Source organism: Clostridium sp. (genome assembly GCF_021443865.1).
Lineage (GTDB): Bacteria > Bacillota > Clostridia > Clostridiales > Clostridiaceae > Clostridium.
Genome location: NZ_JABUTB010000041.1, coordinates 1 through 17,746, shown reverse-complemented (window position 1 = coordinate 17,746; position 17,746 = coordinate 1). Strand labels below are relative to the sequence as shown.

Below are 17,746 nucleotides of genomic sequence, written 5' to 3'. Positions count from 1 at the left end.
ACATCTCTTAAAGCATATAATTTTTTATCCGCAGGTGCTATATTTCCTGTTTGACCTGTTATTGCTATTCCAATATTATTAGAATTATTAATAAACTTCTCTTCTGTAAGCTCTACAGAAAAGCCATTAAAAGACTCTAGTTTGTCAATAGTTCCACCAGTATGTCCTAAACCTCTTCCTGACATTTTTGATACTGGTACCCCTAATGAAGCCACTAAAGGTGTAAGACAAATACTAGTCTTATCTCCAACACCACCTGTTGAATGTTTATCTACTTTAACTCCATTTATTGAAGATAAATCTATTACATCTCCTGAATGAACCATTGCCATAGTTAAATCAGCTGTTTCATTTTTATTCATCTTATTAAAAAATATTGCCATTAGTAATGCAGAAGCTTGATAATCTGGAATTTCTCCATTTGTAAACCCCTGAACGAAAAAATTAATTTCTTCCTTAGTTAATTCTTGACCTTTTCTTTTTTTTAGAATAATGTCATACATTCTCATTAGAATATGTCCTCCTATTATTTACGCGAGTTATTTATTATATAAATATAACTCTATATACTATATTAGCATTAAAAATTTCTATAATCATCTATTTATATATTATAGAACTAATTAAATTTATTTTCTCGTTTAATAGTAGATACCTAGAATTATAAATTATTTAATAGTATTATGCTCTAGGATGGGAGTTTTTATATACTATATTAATCTTATCATTATTAATTATTTCATAATATGTGTCCATATAAGTTAACACTTGATTTCCTAAAAGTTTTTGTACAGCTCTTACATTTGCACCATTTTGTAATAAATGAACAGCAAATGAATGTCTAAAGGTATTTAAATTTACTTCCTTTTTAATTCCAGCCTTATGTGAATATTCCTTTACTATTCTCCATACACCTTGTCTTGTTAATTGATTTCCGTTTAAATTAACAAATAGATTTTCCACACCTTCACAAGCTACTCTATCTCTTATGCTAAGATACTCATTTAAAGCTATTACGGCACTTCTACCGATTGGTATTAATCTTTCAAAATGCTTGTTATCTAAGCATTTCACAAAATTCAATTCTAAATTAACATCAAAAACCTTAATGTTAATTATTTCAGAAACCTTCATTCCTGTTGCATACATAAGCTCTAACAAAGCATTGTCTCTAATTCCCTTGTTAGAATCTTTATCTACAATTCTAATTATTCTGTCTACCTCTTCAATAGTTAAAATTTCTGGTAGTTTTCTTGTTGTAGATGTGTTTTTATAATAAATCTTCGGAATTTCTCTAACAACTTCTTGATCTTTTAAATAATTATAAAAACTTCTTAAGCTTATTACTATTCTATTAATTGATCTTTCTGATTTTCCTTGACTTAATAAATGTTGAATATATCCTAGAACTGATACATTATCAGTTTCATCTATATTAATTTCTTTGCTATTTAAATATTTTACATATAAATTAACATCAGTTACATATGCATATACAGTATTTTCACTTTTATGACTTTTTAATAAAGCTTCCTTATAATTATTCACAATTTCTTTCATATTAATCCCCTATCCTAATATAATATTTATTCGACAAAAAATTCATAATACCTTCTTTATTTTCATTGGCTTAAGTTAATTTATAAACATTAGTAACCACTAGTCTTATCAATCCCGGACTTAAATAACACTCAATTATAACTCCTAATATAAATAATATAAAAAAGAATGATAATTTCATAAATAATCCACTATTTGTCTCTTTACTAAACCTTACTCCACCAAAAAACTTTTCTTTAACTCTAGCTGATGAAAGCTCTAATGAAATTATACTTATGCCAACAAAAAAAGGTATATAAAGTAAATTTTGTGGAACAGTTGAAATTAATGCTATCCAAATACCTTTCCCCTCGAAGGTAGTTAATAAAAAACTAAAAGTATATCCTAAAGTAAATCCTTTTACTAAATCAATGATTAAAATTAAAGGAGCTCCAAAAATTGTGAACCCAAGTGCTATTATAAGTAATATAGTTAATATGTTATTTTTAAAAATACTAATAAGTAATTCATTAGTTTTAATTTCTTGATTTACAATACTTTTAATAAATCCTGTGAAATAATCAGATAAATCCTTTGCATCTACTCCATCCATATATTTTATGGTATATGCACCTAGTAATATTCCAACAAAGAAAAATGTTAATACCAATAAATAAAAAATTTTATTTTCTTTAAAATTAGAATTCATTTTATCCATTATATTCATAATACTCCCCCTAATAAGTTGCTATAAATCATAATATGATACTTGCTCCTTTATTATTCATAATTGAATATATGTAAATAAAAAAAGTATTAAAATATAAAATTAAAAAGCTATGTTAAATTGATTAATTAATCAATTTAACATAGCTTTCATCAATAAATCTATAAATAAGTAAAAATACTTATTGTTTTACCATCAATTATGTCACCTTTTTTTATCATTTCTTTTACCTTATTAATATTCATTATTTTTACATTAGTAAATTCATCTTCATCTTCATTCTTATCACCTAAGGTTAAATCAGTTGCTTTATATAAGTGTATTATTTCATCACAAAAGCCTGGTGCAGTAGCTATGCTTCCTAAATATTCTAAGTTTTTTGCTATATATCCTGTTTCCTCTTGTAATTCTCTTCTAGCACATTCCATAGTTTCTTCATTTTTATTAAGTTTTCCAGCAGGAATTTCTAGCATTATTCTATTTAATGCTAATCTAAATTGTTCTACTAAGATTATATTTTCTTCATCTAAGAAAGCAATTATTGCAGTTGCCCCTGGATGCTTCACTACATCTCTTGAAACTTTATTGCCATCTGGCAGTACTACATCAACATTTACTATATCTAAAAAGCTCCCTTTATATACTTGTTTTTCACTAATTATTTTCTCTTTTAAATCCATATTTTCTCCTTTAATTTTTACTATTCTAAATCATTCTTATATATAGTATATCATAGTAATTTATATAAATAAAAATAGGTATTAAACTACAATAAAAAAGAGCTGATAGTGCAGCTCCATTACTTCCTATCATACTACTCCTGCTAAATTATTTATATATAATTTCTTTTAATTGTTCATAGCTAAAATCTAGCATATACGTAACTCGTACATTTATTTTTTTAATAGCTCCAGCAATAATTGCAGTAAAAATTTTTCTACTTTCACTATCATTAGTGATATCAGTAGATAGAAAAAAACCTTTATTGTTACTAACATTAACAATTTCAAAGGTATTGGTATCATCCACATTTTTTTTTGCTAAAAAAATATCTACATTTTGATTAGGTAAATCAACTACCTTATTAATAATATCAATAACTTTACCTTCTAATAACTGCTCTATATTCATATTTAAATTACTTGCAAGAAATACACTTAAGTCTAAGCTTCCAGTCGTAAAGGATGCATCAGGAAATAAATATAAATCATCATTAATTTTAATAACTCCATATTGATAACATGCTATTTCTTCAATTTCTTTTCTTTCTTTATTTTTAAATTCTTCTAAATTAATTACTTTACTCATATATTACTTATATTTCTCTACTTTCTAATTCTTCTTTACTTTTTTTATTTTTATTAATCAGTTAAAATAGCATCATACTTATAATCTTAATAAGCTTCATATCATTATTTATTACAGATCATATTAATTATCCCTCATTCCTTCTAATCATTATTTCGTGCAATATTTTATAATCTTTCCTAATTCATAAAGTATTTATATTATTATTGAATCATATCTCAACGCTAATTATACCATATTTATACATTTAATTCAATTTTTATAACCTTTATTACTGATAATATTACTTTTTTATATAAAAAGAATATTTTAAGTATGCTATACTTTTTAATATTCATTTTATATTTAATTTATTTTTCATAAAAAAATACCTCTAATTGCAATACAATTTGTATTTGCATATAGAAGTATTTCACATGTATGAATATCCTACTTAGTAGGTTTAATAACTCATTAGTTGCTTTTTAATATAGATTTGAAATTACATCAACTATATTTTGTTACCTTTTATATTAATTTAAATTAATTAGCTTACTTTATTTTTAAGTCTTAGCTTGTCAGCTATTATAGCTATGAATTCACTATTTGTTGGCTTACCTTTTTCATTGTGAATTGTATATCCAAATAATCTATTAATAGCATCAACTTGTCCTCTACCCCAAGCAACTTCTATAGCATGTCTAATTGCTCTTTCTACTCTTGAAGCAGTTGTATTATATTTCTTTGCTATTGAAGGATATAATTCCTTAGTTACAGCTGATAATAACTCCATATCATTAACTACCATAGTAATTGCTTCTCTTAAATACATATACCCCTTTATATGTGCAGGCACTCCTATTTCGTGAATTATGTTTGTTATTTCTGTTTCTAAGTCTATTGGTCCTTTTGACATAGGCTTATTTTCAGTTTCTAATATAGTGTTTGTTGGTTTTCTTACAATATCATTTGAAGAACCATTAAATAATTCTCTAATTCTCTTTGTAAATACGTCCATATCAAATGGCTTAACAACATAATAATCTGCACCAAGTGTTATAGCTTTTTGAGTTATTTTATCTTGACCTACTGCAGAAAGTACAATTATTCTAGGCATCTTTTCTAAATTCATAGAATTTAATTTTTCTAGAACTCCTAAACCGTCTAAATGTGGCATAATAATATCTAATACCACTAGATCCGGTTGTTTTTCTTCAATTAAAGCTAAAGCTTCCCTTCCATCTTTAGCAACTGCAGTAACTATTATGTCTCTTTGATTTAATAAATAGTCATTTAATATACTGCAAAATTCTTTGTTATCATCAGCTATTAAAACTGAAATTTTAGAGTCATTCATACTTTTCTCCCCCATCTTCCCGTATACTCCACATTAAATGAGTAAATAATTGTTCTTTTCATTTTTATCTTTATAAATCTTCTATAAACTTTATTTATAGACATTCTATTAAAATACTTTCGTTTTATAAAGTTTTCTTATTCATTATATCACAAATTATTTAAATAAAATAGTTTTTTTACAATTTTTTCAAAATTTTATATTAAAATTTTTAAAAAATCTTATACTATTCTATAATACCTGCATCTTTAAGCATCCATTCTATATATATACCATATCCTACATCTGGTTTATTAATTAATACATGTGTAACTGCTCCTATTAATTTATCATCTTGAATTATAGGACTACCACTCATTCCTTGAACAATTCCACCTGTTTTTTCTAACAATTCTGGATCTACTACTTTAATTACCATACTTTTAGCACCAGGCTCTTCTTGTGATAGTAATTTAAGTATTTCTATATCATAGGCTTTAGGTCCATTTTCATCTATAGTAGTAATAATCTTTGCTGGACCTTCTTTTATCTCACTTCTAAATCCTATTTTAATAGGTTTGTTATATACACCATTTATCAGGTCATCTGAACCAACTCCGAAAATTCCTGATTCTGTATTTTTGTCGATTTTACCAATATTATCTCTTTCATTTACAAATAGGCCTTTTAATTCTCCAGGTGCTCCTTTTTCTCCCTTTTTTATACTTATTACTGATGAATTAAGTAAATTCCCTTCTTTTATATTAAAGGGTTTATTAGTATCGCCATCTGTTATAGGATGTCCTAGAGCCCCAAATAAATTTGATTTTTTATCATAAAAAGTTAAAGTTCCTATTCCTGCTGTAGAATCTCTTACCCAAAGTCCCAATTTATATTCATTATCTTCCTTTTCTAAATGTACTTCTTTTTTATTATTTATCCCATTTCTTAAATATTCTATAGATATATTTTCTGTTTCTAAATTATTTATTTTTAGAGATAAATCTCTTGAATTTTCTATTTCTTCTCCATTAATCCTAATTATTATATCTCCTAATTCTATACCAGAAGCTTTGGCAGGACTTTCTATCTTTCCCATAATAGAATCAATTTCTGAATGACCAACAACTAATACCCCTTTTGTTGATATCTTTATTCCAACATTTAACCCTCCTGGATAAACTTCTAAATCTTTCACTTTAGAAACTGAAACTGACTTAATTGGAATTAAGCCTAAAAGCTTTAATTCTAATTTATCCTTAATTATTTTACTATCCTTTATAAATATATTATTGGATACTTTTATACTTTCAGCATCTTCATTAATATAAATCCTTTTAGGTATATTAAACAAATAGAAGTAAGTAAATAAACTCAGAATAAACATTGGAGTTATTATCATAGCTACATATTTAATTTTTTTCATATTCATTTTATCTCCTCCTTTGCTTCTCTGTATTTAACTTTCCCTCATTACTATTCTTATATGCTGTATTAAGTTTGTTAAAATCGTTAAAAATTTTAAAGATATAGCTTAAAAAAATAAAAAACTAAAATCATGGCAAATAACCATGATTTTAGTTTGTTCAAAATTATATTTACTTATGTATAAGTTTATACACATTTTAATATTTCTTGTTTCTTTAATTCAGCAAAAGCAACCATTTCAGATGCATTTTCTAAGGTTACATCGCTAACCTCATCTCCACTTGTCATTTTAGCTATTTCTTTAATTTTTTCGTATTTATCCAGCGTTTTTATTTCAGTAAAAGTTTTTCCTTCTTCTACTCTTTTAGAAACAAAATAATGACAATCAGATAAAGCTGCTATTTGAGGTAAATGAGTTATACATAATACTTGATGCTTAGCTGAAACTTCAAACATTTTTTCTCCAACTCTCTTCGCTATAGTTCCACTTATACCTGTGTCAATTTCATCAAAAATTAATGTTGGAATTTGATCTTTATCAACAAATACACATTTCATAGCAAGCATTATTCTTGAAAGTTCTCCTCCAGAAACTACTTTTTCTAAAACCTTTAAAGGTTCACCTGGATTTGTAGATATTAAAAATGTTACTTCATCAAAGCCTCTAGAATTAAATATATCTGTAGTTTCAATATCTATTTTTATTACGGACTTTTCCATACCAACATAATTTAATTCATATTTAATTTTTTCTTCAAGACTTAAAGCATATTTTTCTCTTATGTCATGCATTACAAAACATAATTCTTTCATTTCTTCTTCTATCTTTGATTTCTTTAAATTTAATTCATTTATTATTTCTTCAGAATTAACTAACTCATCATATTGATTTCTTAGTTTTTGCAAGTAGTTTAATATTTCCTCAACAGATTCACCATATTTTTTCTTATATAAACTTATTTCATATATTCTTGAATTAATTTTCTCTAATTCAAATTCATCATAATGTATTTCTGAAGAAAGATCTCTTATATCCCTTGAAATTTCTTCTATAATATAAAGTGAATCTTCTATTTTTTCTCTTTTTTCTTTAATTTTTTCAAAATGCTTTTCAACACTTGCTAATTCATTTACTACTTTAGATAATCCTTCATTTATAGATATTCCTTCAATTGGACTATCTAACAAAGCATAACTTTTTCTTAATGCCAATGATATCTTTTCTGCATTTGAAAGGAGGTTAAACTCTTCCTTTAAATCTTCTTCTTCATTAACTTTAAGATTTGCCTTTTCTATGTCATCTATTTGAAACTTAATATAGTCAAGTAATTTATCTCTATCAGTATTTCCATTTAGCTCTTTTATTTTTTCTACAATTAAACTTTGCTCTTTTCTTAGCTCTTCATATTTATCTAAATATTGATATAATTCTTGCCCAATAAAATCATCTAAGTATTGTATATGACTTGATTTATTTAATAAATTTTGATTTTGATGTTGACCATGTATATCTAATAGTTTTTCTCTTACTCTCTTTAAATAAGATAAAACCACAGATCTTCCATTAATTTTAATAATACTCTTGCCTGAAAAGGTTGTCTCTCTAGAAATAATTAACAATTCATCATCTATATCAAGTTCTTTTAGTATCTCCAAAATTTCGTGGTTTTCTATGGAAAATATCGCCTCCACAAAAGTTTTATCTTCACCATATCTTATTAAATCCTTTGAAAACTTTCCACCTAAAACATAATCTATGGTATCAATTAAAATAGATTTACCTGCTCCAGTTTCACCAGATAGGATATTAAATCCTTTTCCAAATTCAACACATAATTCTCTAATTAACGCAAAATTTTTAATATTTAATTGTAATAACATTAATAATCACCTTTTATTTATAAAATCATTTTTCTAACCTTATCAACTAATTCTTCAGCCCTATCCAAGCTTCTAGCTAAGATAAATATAGTATTATCTCCTGCTATTGTACCTGCAACTTCAGTATCAAATAATGTATCAATTGCTTCGGCTACAGCCATAGCTGAGCCTGTTAGTGTTTTAACTACAACAAAATTATCAACATTTTCTACTGATATAGCAGCATTAGATAATATGCTAGATAATTTGTCGTTAATGTCCTTGCTTTCTTTAGAGGAAACTGCATACTTATAGCTTCCAGATATTCCTTGCATCTTTATTAATTTTAGTATTTTTATATCTCTTGATACTGTTGCTTGTGTAACGTCAAAGCCTGCCTTTTTTAACTCTTCTGCTAGTTCCTCTTGAGTTTCTATATCCTTTTCATTAATTATCTCTAGTATCTTGTTGTGCCTTCTTAGTTTCAAATTAATCACCTTCACAATCTTTCCAATTATTTATAATTTTTGCCCTTAATACTTTAAAATAATCATAGTCATCAAATAAAATAACATTCGCATATTCTTTCGCTTTTTTTATTTTTACTATAACTTCATCTATATGAGTAATAGTGCTTTGACCATCAAAAATAACATTAATTTCATCATTATTGCTTTTAATTCTTACTTCAATGTTACTATTACTATTTAATACTATAGGTTGAATCCCAGTTGTATGAGCACAAATTGGAGTTAATGTAATTGCATCTACAGTTGGATAAACAAATGGTCCTCCAGCTGAAAAGGAATACGCTGTTGAACCAGTAGGAGTAGCTATAATAAGTCCATCTCCTTTATAATTATAGTATCGTTTTCCATCTATATATATATCAAATCTTATCATTCTAGATAAGCTTCCTCTTGCAATTACTATATCATTTAATGCTAGTGATTCATTAATTACTTTTTCCAAAGAAAAATCACAAGTTAATAACATTCTTTTTTCAGATGTGTAATTACCATCTTTTAATTTTTTTAAAGCTTTATCTATATCAGAAAACTCTACACTTGATAAAAAGCCCAAGTTTCCAATATTTATACCTAATATAGGTACATCTAGCTTTCCATTAATACCCCTAGCTACACTTAATATTGTCCCATCTCCACCTAATACTATTATTAGATCTAGTAAATCTCTAAACTTATAATTAATTATATCATAACTATTTAGCATGATAACTTCTATATCATCAAAATACTTATTTAGCTTTTCTTTTACTTTTAAAGCCATTTCCATATTTTTATCTTTATCTAAATTAATTGCAATAGCAACTCTCTTCACAATCATGCCCCCTATAGCTTACTTATACCATAAATTTTATTAAAGACTTCAAGTTAATTCTAGAAGCCTTTAATAAGATTCAATATAAAATTATAATAAATTATGTGATTCGTTCACAGTATTTTCAATGTCCTCTATAGAAAATGTAGATTCTCTATTTTTATCTTTTGTGAAGTATACTAAATATTCGATATTCCCTTCAGGACCTTTAATTGGAGAATAGCTTACTGATAATATATTTAAACTTTCAGAGTATAAATAATCAACTATACTTTTCACTACTTCTTTATGAACATTAATATCTCTAACTACACCTTTTTTACCTACTTTTTCTTTACCAGCTTCAAATTGAGGTTTAATTAAAGCAACAACTTCACCTTCATTACTTAATAAATTTATAGTAGCAGGCATAATTTTTTTCAATGAAATAAAGGATACATCTATAGATGCAAAGTCAACGGGTTCTCCTATATCATCTGGAGTTACATATCTAATGTTTGTTCTTTCCATACAAACAACTCTTGGATCTGTTCTTAATTTCCAAGCAAATTGTCCATATCCTACATCTATTGAGAAAACTTTTTTTGCTCCATTTTGTAGCATACAATCTGTAAATCCACCTGTTGAGGCTCCTATATCCATGCATGTTTTATTTTCTAAGGAAATTCCAAATTCCTTCATTGCTTTTTCAAGCTTTAATCCACCTCTACTTACGTAAGGTATCTCTTGCCCTTTAAAAATAATATCTGCATCTACACTGACTTTTTCACCAGCTTTATCTACTCTTTGTCCATCAACAAATATTTTACCAGCCATAATGCTTGTTTTTGCTCTTTCTCTAGAGGTAAATATTCCTTTTTCAACTAAAAGTATATCAAGTCTTTCTTTTTTCCCAGACATTTTTATCTCCTTTATTTATAAAGTTCTATAATTGATTCTGCAATTCCTTCTGCATCTAATTTGTTTTCTTTATATAATGTATTAATATCGCCTTGATGTACGAACTTATTTTTAAATCCTAAAGCTTTAAACTTATTTTTAAAGCCTAATTCATTTAAGCTCATTAATACATAGCTACCAAATCCACCATTAATAATATTATCTTCTATAGTTACAATATCATAACCATCATTTAGTAATTCTCTTAGCATATTATTATCTAAAGGTTTTACAAAGGTTGCATTAACTATTAATGGATTAATTCCTTGCTTTAATAATTCTTCTTTTGCTAAGATAGAATATTGTAGCATCTTACCAACAGCTATAATTGCAACTTTTTCTCCATCAGAAACTCTTTCCCATTTTCCATATTCTATTGCTTTTAAAGGTTTCAAGGTATCACATAAGTCTCCACCTCTTGGATATCTTAGTGCAACTGGTCCATTCTGATTTAAAGCCCATTCTAGCATTATCTTTACTTCATCCAAATGCTTTGGCGCCAAAACAGTCATATTAGGTACTGCTGATAAATATGATAAATCGAATATTCCTTGATGAGTTTCACCATCTTCACCTACTAAACCAGCTCTATCTATAGCAAATACTACTGGCATATTTTGAATACACACATCATGTATTAATTGATCATATGCCCTTTGTAAGAAGGTTGAATAAACAGCAAAAACTGGTTTTAAATTTGCAGCTGCAAATCCTGCTGATAAAGTAGTTGCATGACCTTCAGCAATACCAACATCAAAAAATCTATTTGGAAATTCCTTAGAGAACTCTTTTAATCCAGTTCCATCCGGCATAGCTGCTGTTATAGCTACTATTCTTTCATCTTCCTTTGCTAATTCAATCATTGCATCACCAAAAGCTTTAGAATAATTTTTACTGCTTTTAGCATTAGTTTCTCCACTTTCTAAATCAAAAGGGCTAACTCCATGATATTTATTAGGATTTTTTTCTGCTAATTCATATCCCTTACCTTTGTTAGTAACCACATGAATTATTACTGGCTCATTAATCTTTTTTGTCATTTCAAAAACTTCGTTTAAAAGTTCTATGTTGTGTCCATCTATAGGTCCTATATATTTTAATCCCATATCTTCAAAAAGCATTGATGGAACTATAAATTGTTTTAATCCATCCTTAAATTTCGAAATATATGTAGCAACTTTTTCTCCTGTTTTAGATGACTTTAGTGTTTCATTTATTTCTGATTTCAATTTATTATATTTTGGTTCCATTCTTAGCTTATTTAAATGCTTAGAAACTCCACCAACATTTGGAGAAATACTCATTTGATTGTCATTTAAAATTACTATCATTTTAGTCTTTTTAAAGCCCACATCATTTAAAGCTTCTAAAGCCATTCCTCCAGTTAAGGCTCCATCACCGATAACTGCAATTACTTCATTCTTTTCTTTTTTAATGTCTCTAGCTCTAGCCATTCCTAAAGCTGCTGATATAGATGTACTACTATGCCCTGTGTCAAAGGCATCATATTTACTTTCACATCTTTTTGGAAATCCGCTTAAGCCATTGTATTGTCTTAGTTTATCAAATTGATCTTTTCTTCCTGTTAAAATTTTATGAATATAGCACTGATGTCCAACATCCCATACTATTTTATCCTCTTCTAAATTAAAACTTTTAAACAAGGATATAGTTAATTCAACTACTCCTAAGTTGGAAGCTAAATGACCACCTGTTTTAGAGACACTATCTATTAAGAATTCTCTAATTTCAGAAGCTAATACTTCTGATTCTATATTGGTTAATTTCTTTACTTCTTCAACAGAGGTAATCTTATCTAATATTTTACCCATAATCAAACCTTTCTTTCTATTAAAATTCTCTATTTAATAACTCTAAAGTTAATCTGTTTAAGTCAATAGCATCTACAGAAAGGCTCTTCAACAATTCAATGCATTCATTTGTTAATCTTACACATTCTCTCTCACAATATTCTAAGCCAAATAAAGTTATAAAGTTTGACTTATTTTCATCACAATTAATATTTTTCCCAAGCTTTGATACTTCACCTGTAATATCCAAAATATCATCTTTTATTTGAAATGCTAGCCCTAACTTTAATCCAAACTCATTTAATATTTCAATATCTTTTTTAGGTGCATCTGCTAAAATAGCAGCAGACACAATTGAAGCTCTTATTAGCTCTCCAGTTTTTTTATTATGCATATAGATAAGTTCTTCCTTAGATATCTCTTTATTTTCAGCCATAATATCTACAACTTGACCTCCAATCATTCCTTCTGGTCCTGCTGCTTCTGAAATTTCCCTAGATGCAAGTAAAGCTCTCTCCCCATTTTTTATAGAAAAAAGCATAAGTAAACTCATTGCCTCATTTAATAACGTATCCCCTGCTAATATAGCTATACTTTCCCCAAATTTTTTATGATTAGTAGGCATTCCCCTTCTTAAATCATCATTGTCCATACATGGTAAATCATCATGTATAAGAGAGTAAGTATGAATCATTTCCACTGCTGAGGCCATCTCAATTACGTCTTTATAATTATCTTTATATAAACTATAAGTTAATAAGAATAATATAGGTCTTATTCTTTTTCCTCCTATATTAAGGCTATAACTCGCTGCATCATATATAATTCTATTATAACTTCCTTTATCATTAAAGTACAATTCTAAATAACTATTAATATAATCCCTATAATAATTGATTTTATTACTCATTCTTTAGCTCCATTTCCATTTCGTCTTTAATTACACTTATCTTGCCCTCTAAAGAATTTAAGGTCTTATATAATTTATTTATTAGTTTAACTCCACTTTCATATTCCTTCATTAACTCTTCAAGTGGTAGCTCATTACTTTCCATTTTATTTAATATATCTTGAAGATTATTTAACATCTCTTCATAAGACTCTTTTTTAGCCATAAACCTTCAACTCCCATTGATTTAATTAAAATCTTTTATAATTTTGCCTTTAACTTTTCCATCATTAAAAAGAATGTTTATTTCTTCTATGTCTCCAAGAGACTTCTTTGAAGAAATAATATTATTATCTTTATCTTGTACTATTGCATACCCTTTATTTAAAACATTTATGGGATTATGTGCTTTAAGTAATTCATTAAGGGAATGAATTTTCATTTTTTCCTTATCAAGTTTATTCAGTATTACATTATTTAATTTATCTAAAATTCTATCTATTTCAATATAAGAATTAGATAAAGCAACTTCAGGATTCATGGAAGTAATTAATTTTTTATAATTATATAGTCTTTCCTTTTCGTAATTTAAAGCATCTAAAACTATCTTATTAATATTGTTTTCATAGTCTTTTATAGATTTTTTTATATCACTTTCTAAAGGTACCGCTATTTCTGCTGCTTGAGAAGGAGTTGATGCTCTATAATCACTAACAAAATCAGAAATTGTAAAATCAACTTCATGTCCAACTGCAGAAATTATAGGAATTTTAGATTTAAAAATTTCCTTTGCTAACTCTTCTTCATTAAAGTTCCATAATTCTTCTAAGGAACCTCCACCTCTTCCAATAATAATAGTATCAACATTCTTTTTATTATTGAAGTATTTTATACCTTTTATAATAGTCTTATAGGCACCATCGCCTTGTACTAACGCAGGGTATAAAACAATATCAACTAATGAACTTCTTCTTTTTGTCACATTTATTATATCTCTAATTACTGCTCCTGTTTCAGATGTTACTACACCAATCCTTCTTGGCATTTTAGGAATACTCTTTTTATTTTCAATACTAAAGTATCCTTCATCTTGAAGTTTCTTTTTAAGATTTTCAAATTTAATGTGAAGCTCCCCTAAGCCTTCTTTTTCTAATTTATCAATATATAATTGAAGTGAACCTGTTCCTTGGTATATTGAACATCTAGCTGCTGCTATAACCTGCATTCCATCTTTCAGCTTAAAGTCTAAATTAATACAGCTACTTTTGAACATTACACAATTTATTTTACTGCTTGCATCTTTTAGAGAAAAATAAATATGTCCACTACTATGATATTTTAAATTAGATATTTCCCCTCTTACTATTAGATTATTTAAAATATAATCATTATCTAATATTTTTTTTATATAATTATTAACTTCACTAACTGTTAAAGTTTTCATTCTCATACTTTACTAACGCCTCACATGAATTCTTTATTAATAAAGTAGTTGTTAACGCTCCCACACCACCTGGTACTGGTGTTATCATTTCTACTTCATTAATAACATCATCAAAATCTACATCACCTGTTATTTTACCATTTAAAGATGTAGTACCAACATCTATTACTATAGATTTCTTGTTAATATAATCTTTATTTATATATTTAGCTCTACCAATTGCCACAATTAATATGTCTGCTTTTTTACAAAGATCTTTTAAATTTTTAGTTTTTGAATGGCATATAGTTATAGTAGCATTTTTATTAAGTAATAATTGTGCTACAGGTTTTCCAACTATATTACTTCTTCCTATAACAACAACGTTCTTACCTTCTAACTCTATATTATATTTTTCTAATAATGTTATAACAGAATTAGGTGTACAAGGTAAAAATACATTTTCTCCGCAATAAAGTTTACCTTGATTAATATAAGTTAAGCAATCTATGTCTTTTTCTGGTGAAATAGCATTAATTATTTTCTTTTCATTTAAATTTTTAGGTAAAGGAAGCTGTAGAATTATTCCATCAACACCTGTATCCTCATTTAATTTACTTATTATTTTTAAAAGATTATCTTCTTCTATATCTTCTTCTAAAATAATCTTATCAAATTCAATTCCAAGAGAATTTGCAACTTTTTCTTGACTATTAATATAGTAAATTGACCCACCATCATTTCCTACTAATATAGATGCTATTTTAGGTGCTCTTAATCCTTTTTCTAATCTTCCCTTTACAAATGCTTTGATTTCTTCTTTTATTTTTAAAGAAATCTTTTTACCATCTATTATGTTATTCATGAAAAACAGCCCCCCCTATTTATCTTAAATATTCTTAAATGCTTTATCTAGTACCCCATTTATAAAAGATACACTTTTATCCTCTGAATATTTTTTAGTCATTTCTATTGCTTCATTTATAGCTACCTTTTCTGGAATATCTTCCATATAAAGCATTTCTGCTATAGCTAATCTTAATATTGATAAATTAACTTTAGAAACTCTTTCTAGTTTCCAATTAGCTAGAGCTCCTTCTATTTTTTTATCAATCTCTACTTTATTTTCTTCTACCTTTAAAAGTATTTCTTTTATGTAATCTAAGTCTATAGTATTTAATTTCATTTTGTAGTCTTCTAGGAATGTTTCTATAGTTTCTTCAAGTGTATTTTTACTTAAAGTCATTCCAAATAGTAATTCCATTGCTATTTCTCTAGATCTTTTTCTATTCATCTTATCCTCCTAAGTACTGTTAATATTATTATTAACCTTATAAAACTTTCTAATCATAAATATACTACAACAAATTTATTTAAAGCACAAGAAAAACACCCTCTGAAAAATCAGAGGGTTTGATTATTTTTCTTTATTTTCTAATTTTTCTATTTTAGGAACATAAATGTTCTGAACATTAATGTTTACTGCTGTAACATTTAATCCTGTCATAGTTTCAACAGTTCTCTTAACATTATCTTGAACAGCACTTACCACTTCAGGTATTTTAACACCATACTCTACAGCTAAATTTAATTCAATAGTAGCATAGTCTTCATTTAAAGTAACTTTAACATTTTTCCCAGCATTTTTCTTACCTTTTAGCAATTGTGATATGTTATTACCAGCCATGTGTTGTAGATCTTCTACTCCATTTATTTCCTCTGCTGCTATTCCAGCTATAACGCTTACAACTTCATCAGATATTTTAACTATACCTAAATTTTCTTCGTAGTTCATATTGTCCATTTGATTACCTCCTAGCGTTTTGAATTCAAAACTCTTTCTTATGTTAATTATATCAAAGCAATTTCCATATTACAATGAATTATTTCTTTGGCTCAATTATTATATCGCTTATTCCTGAAATGTTTTCAGCAATTTCTTGAATTGAAGCAGTATCAGCTTCAGTTAGCTCATCTGCTTTAACTACTACTCTAACGGTACCTTTTTCAATAGAACATAATACATCCTCAAAGCCTTTATTTTTTACACTTACTTCTATTCTGCCTTCTTGATCCTTCATCATAGTTTTTTCTCTTAATTCATTTGTCGCTAAGTCCTTTTGTTCTTGTGAAGTTTGTTCATCTTTAATTAGTGCATCTAATTCTTGAATAGTAGTTGCATCTTGTTGATCTTTTTCACTTCTTAAACTATAGAAATATTCTTGACTTCCAATAGTTTCCTTATCATTACCCTTTTCTTTATCCTCATCTGTTCCTTGTTGTGATATTACTTGACTAAAATCTGTTGGATCATTTAAGCCAGTTTTATTTATCCTAGTTGCTACAACTCCTACACATACTATAAGAGCCATAAGTGTGAAAATAATACCAAATTGTTTTTTTGTCATTTTGATTTCCCCCCATCTATTTTTCATATTATTTATATGCTAATTTTTCATAGGATATACATTAACCTTATCTATAGATATTCCATATAATGTAGATACTGCAACTTGTATATCATATTTAACCTTAGCACTATTTGCACCTTCTGCAACTATTAGAACACCACTTATCTCTGGCTTATTTACCTGTAGTATATAAGGTTCATTCTTACCAGAATCACCAGCTATAACTACTTTACTTCCACCATTTTGCTGAGTAGTTGCCCTTTTTCCACCTTGACTATCAGTTTCTTCTGTAACTGATTCTTGAGTAGTTTTTTCTATTGCAGGAACCTTAATTTCACCACTTTTAAAATTAATTTTCACTTCAACGTTTCCTACATTTTCTATTTTACTTAGCAAGTTTTTTAATGTTTGTTTTTCATTTTCTTCATAATTATTCATTGTTCTCTTTACTTCTTCATCTAAGTTACTTACACCTTCTACATTTGAGTTCATCGATTCTTTAGCTTCTTTCCTTCTAGTTGTAGTTAAAAAGCTAATAGCAAGTAAAACAAAAGCTAGTATTAATGCTATTACTACAACATTTAAAAATTTTTTATCATTAATTAATTTAGTTAAATCATCTTTAAAATTACCTTTTCCCATTTTCTCACTCCTACTAATCTACTTTATAAATCATTATTTGCTCCTTATTAATATTTAAAATCTCTGCTAAATAACTTATAATCTCATCTTCATTATTTACTTTTTTTTCTTTT

The 17,746-nt window shown here is 27.0% G+C and carries 19 protein-coding genes and 1 pseudogene; all 20 read right to left on the bottom strand.

The genetic code is table 11. The features are described from left to right. Window positions 1–509 (bottom strand): annotated as a pseudogene (gene deoA / locus HUJ77_RS08855) (pyrimidine-nucleoside phosphorylase); the annotation flags it as partial. Between the two features lie 172 nt (window positions 510–681). Continuing rightward, complete coding sequence (locus HUJ77_RS08850) at window positions 682–1,560, bottom strand: tyrosine-type recombinase/integrase (RefSeq protein WP_291708221.1); 879 nt, start codon at window positions 1,558–1,560, stop codon at window positions 682–684. A 70-nt stretch (window positions 1,561–1,630) separates the two neighbouring features. Next, on the bottom strand, window positions 1,631–2,266 hold the full coding sequence (spoIIM, locus tag HUJ77_RS08845) for a stage II sporulation protein M (RefSeq protein ID WP_291708220.1): 636 nt from the start codon (window positions 2,264–2,266) through the stop codon (window positions 1,631–1,633). Window positions 2,267–2,427: 161 nt separating this feature from the next. Beyond that, window positions 2,428–2,946 (bottom strand): NUDIX hydrolase, encoded by a 519-nt coding sequence (locus tag HUJ77_RS08840; protein WP_291708219.1) that lies wholly within the window; start codon window positions 2,944–2,946, stop codon window positions 2,428–2,430. Window positions 2,947–3,094: 148 nt separating this feature from the next. Beyond that, window positions 3,095–3,574 (bottom strand): hypothetical protein, encoded by a 480-nt coding sequence (locus HUJ77_RS08835; RefSeq protein WP_291708218.1) that lies wholly within the window; start codon window positions 3,572–3,574, stop codon window positions 3,095–3,097. Between the two features lie 526 nt (window positions 3,575–4,100). Next, window positions 4,101–4,910 carry a sporulation transcription factor Spo0A gene (gene spo0A, locus HUJ77_RS08830; protein ID WP_291708217.1) on the bottom strand — a complete coding sequence of 270 codons (810 nt, stop codon included), beginning with the start codon at window positions 4,908–4,910 and terminating at the stop codon, window positions 4,101–4,103. A 226-nt stretch (window positions 4,911–5,136) separates the two neighbouring features. Continuing rightward, entirely contained in the window at window positions 5,137–6,321 is a 1,185-nt protein-coding gene (gene spoIVB / locus HUJ77_RS08825) for a SpoIVB peptidase (protein WP_291708216.1), read from the bottom strand. Window positions 6,322–6,503: 182 nt separating this feature from the next. After that, entirely contained in the window at window positions 6,504–8,198 is a 1,695-nt protein-coding gene (recN, locus tag HUJ77_RS08820) for a DNA repair protein RecN (protein WP_291708215.1), read from the bottom strand. Window positions 8,199–8,215: 17 nt separating this feature from the next. Next, the gene (locus HUJ77_RS08815) at window positions 8,216–8,665 is read right to left on the bottom strand and encodes an arginine repressor (protein ID WP_291708214.1); all 450 of its coding nucleotides are present in this window, start codon (window positions 8,663–8,665) and stop codon (window positions 8,216–8,218) included. Window position 8,666: 1 nt separating this feature from the next. Then, window positions 8,667–9,524 carry an NAD(+)/NADH kinase gene (locus tag HUJ77_RS08810; protein ID WP_366033123.1) on the bottom strand — a complete coding sequence of 286 codons (858 nt, stop codon included), beginning with the start codon at window positions 9,522–9,524 and terminating at the stop codon, window positions 8,667–8,669. An 84-nt stretch (window positions 9,525–9,608) separates the two neighbouring features. Continuing rightward, window positions 9,609–10,418, bottom strand: a complete 810-nt coding sequence (locus HUJ77_RS08805) for a TlyA family RNA methyltransferase (protein WP_291708212.1) — start codon at window positions 10,416–10,418, stop codon at window positions 9,609–9,611. A gap of 11 nt (window positions 10,419–10,429) precedes the next feature. Further along, on the bottom strand, window positions 10,430–12,289 hold the full coding sequence (dxs, locus tag HUJ77_RS08800) for a 1-deoxy-D-xylulose-5-phosphate synthase (RefSeq protein WP_291708211.1): 1,860 nt from the start codon (window positions 12,287–12,289) through the stop codon (window positions 10,430–10,432). Between the two features lie 19 nt (window positions 12,290–12,308). Then, complete coding sequence (locus HUJ77_RS08795; RefSeq protein ID WP_291708210.1) at window positions 12,309–13,178, bottom strand: polyprenyl synthetase family protein; 870 nt, start codon at window positions 13,176–13,178, stop codon at window positions 12,309–12,311. Beyond that, complete coding sequence (gene xseB, locus HUJ77_RS08790) at window positions 13,171–13,383, bottom strand: exodeoxyribonuclease VII small subunit (RefSeq protein ID WP_291708209.1); 213 nt, start codon at window positions 13,381–13,383, stop codon at window positions 13,171–13,173. The genes HUJ77_RS08795 and xseB overlap by 8 nt, the downstream gene beginning before the upstream one ends. Before the next feature lie 21 nt (window positions 13,384–13,404). Continuing rightward, window positions 13,405–14,607, bottom strand: a complete 1,203-nt coding sequence (gene xseA, locus HUJ77_RS08785) for an exodeoxyribonuclease VII large subunit (RefSeq protein ID WP_291708208.1) — start codon at window positions 14,605–14,607, stop codon at window positions 13,405–13,407. Next, window positions 14,582–15,445, bottom strand: a complete 864-nt coding sequence (locus HUJ77_RS08780; protein WP_291708207.1) for a tetrahydrofolate dehydrogenase/cyclohydrolase catalytic domain-containing protein — start codon at window positions 15,443–15,445, stop codon at window positions 14,582–14,584. The genes xseA and HUJ77_RS08780 overlap by 26 nt, the downstream gene beginning before the upstream one ends. Window positions 15,446–15,469: 24 nt before the next feature. Continuing rightward, window positions 15,470–15,874, bottom strand: coding sequence for a transcription antitermination factor NusB (nusB, locus tag HUJ77_RS08775; protein WP_291708206.1), 405 nt, complete (start codon window positions 15,872–15,874; stop codon window positions 15,470–15,472). A gap of 123 nt (window positions 15,875–15,997) precedes the next feature. Continuing rightward, window positions 15,998–16,384 carry an Asp23/Gls24 family envelope stress response protein gene (locus tag HUJ77_RS08770; RefSeq protein WP_291708205.1) on the bottom strand — a complete coding sequence of 129 codons (387 nt, stop codon included), beginning with the start codon at window positions 16,382–16,384 and terminating at the stop codon, window positions 15,998–16,000. A 79-nt stretch (window positions 16,385–16,463) separates the two neighbouring features. Further along, window positions 16,464–16,988: a SpoIIIAH-like family protein gene (locus HUJ77_RS08765; RefSeq protein ID WP_291708204.1), complete on the bottom strand. Its 525-nt coding sequence runs from the start codon at window positions 16,986–16,988 to the stop codon at window positions 16,464–16,466. 39 nt (window positions 16,989–17,027) lie between these two features. Next, window positions 17,028–17,633 (bottom strand): stage III sporulation protein AG, encoded by a 606-nt coding sequence (gene spoIIIAG, locus HUJ77_RS08760; protein ID WP_291708203.1) that lies wholly within the window; start codon window positions 17,631–17,633, stop codon window positions 17,028–17,030. Window positions 17,634–17,746 lie beyond the last annotated feature (113 nt).

Excerpts from the sequence above, each read along its gene's own strand:
- spo0A (WP_291708217.1), bottom strand. The coding sequence starts at position 4,910 with ATGAATGACTCTAAAATTTCAGTTTTAATAGCTGATGATAACAAAGAA.
- HUJ77_RS08835 (WP_291708218.1), bottom strand. The coding sequence starts at position 3,574 with ATGAGTAAAGTAATTAATTTAGAAGAATTTAAAAATAAAGAAAGAAAA.
- HUJ77_RS08850 (WP_291708221.1), bottom strand. The coding sequence starts at position 1,560 with ATGAAAGAAATTGTGAATAATTATAAGGAAGCTTTATTAAAAAGTCAT.
- HUJ77_RS08810 (WP_366033123.1), bottom strand. The coding sequence starts at position 9,524 with ATGATTGTGAAGAGAGTTGCTATTGCAATTAATTTAGATAAAGATAAA.
- HUJ77_RS08780 (WP_291708207.1), bottom strand. The coding sequence starts at position 15,445 with ATGAATAACATAATAGATGGTAAAAAGATTTCTTTAAAAATAAAAGAA.
- HUJ77_RS08840 (WP_291708219.1), bottom strand. The coding sequence starts at position 2,946 with ATGGATTTAAAAGAGAAAATAATTAGTGAAAAACAAGTATATAAAGGG.
- HUJ77_RS08770 (WP_291708205.1), bottom strand. The coding sequence starts at position 16,384 with ATGGACAATATGAACTACGAAGAAAATTTAGGTATAGTTAAAATATCT.
- spoIVB (WP_291708216.1), bottom strand. The coding sequence starts at position 6,321 with ATGAATATGAAAAAAATTAAATATGTAGCTATGATAATAACTCCAATG.
- recN (WP_291708215.1), bottom strand. The coding sequence starts at position 8,198 with ATGTTATTACAATTAAATATTAAAAATTTTGCGTTAATTAGAGAATTA.
- nusB (WP_291708206.1), bottom strand. The coding sequence starts at position 15,874 with ATGAATAGAAAAAGATCTAGAGAAATAGCAATGGAATTACTATTTGGA.
- spoIIM (WP_291708220.1), bottom strand. The coding sequence starts at position 2,266 with ATGAATATAATGGATAAAATGAATTCTAATTTTAAAGAAAATAAAATT.
- HUJ77_RS08765 (WP_291708204.1), bottom strand. The coding sequence starts at position 16,988 with ATGACAAAAAAACAATTTGGTATTATTTTCACACTTATGGCTCTTATA.
- spoIIIAG (WP_291708203.1), bottom strand. The coding sequence starts at position 17,633 with ATGGGAAAAGGTAATTTTAAAGATGATTTAACTAAATTAATTAATGAT.
- xseA (WP_291708208.1), bottom strand. The coding sequence starts at position 14,607 with ATGAGAATGAAAACTTTAACAGTTAGTGAAGTTAATAATTATATAAAA.
- dxs (WP_291708211.1), bottom strand. The coding sequence starts at position 12,289 with ATGGGTAAAATATTAGATAAGATTACCTCTGTTGAAGAAGTAAAGAAA.
- HUJ77_RS08795 (WP_291708210.1), bottom strand. The coding sequence starts at position 13,178 with ATGAGTAATAAAATCAATTATTATAGGGATTATATTAATAGTTATTTA.
- HUJ77_RS08805 (WP_291708212.1), bottom strand. The coding sequence starts at position 10,418 with ATGTCTGGGAAAAAAGAAAGACTTGATATACTTTTAGTTGAAAAAGGA.
- xseB (WP_291708209.1), bottom strand. The coding sequence starts at position 13,383 with ATGGCTAAAAAAGAGTCTTATGAAGAGATGTTAAATAATCTTCAAGAT.